Below are 264 nucleotides of genomic sequence, written 5' to 3'. Positions count from 1 at the left end.
GCGTATCTGCGTCTCCAGCAGCGGCCGCAGCGCGTGCATTTCCGGGCCGTTGAACTGACCTTGAGCAGCGGCGCTGAAGCGCGTCACCACTGCTTCGGCCAGTTCGTTGGATAACGGCATGCGCCCGCCATTCCAGCGCGGCACGGCGGCTTTTTTTGCGGTGCTGCGTTTGACGTAGGCGGTCATGTTTTCCACCCGCACCAGTTCCAGTAGGCGGCCGGCGAAGAGGAAACCATCGCCGGGTTTCAGCCGGGCGATGAAGCC

At 64.0% G+C, this 264-nt stretch carries 1 protein-coding gene; it reads right to left on the bottom strand.

Going from position 1 to position 264, the window contains the following annotated elements; translation table 11 throughout:
• Window positions 1-264, bottom strand: a 264-nt coding sequence (locus AAEY83_RS15945; protein ID WP_351060527.1) for a hypothetical protein, incomplete at both ends; no start/stop codon positions are given.

Origin of the sequence: Psychrobacter sp. TB20-MNA-CIBAN-0197 (assembly GCF_040309765.1) — a bacterium.
GTDB lineage: Bacteria > Pseudomonadota > Gammaproteobacteria > Pseudomonadales > Moraxellaceae > Psychrobacter > Psychrobacter submarinus.
This window is presented reverse-complemented; position numbering and strand designations above follow the sequence as displayed.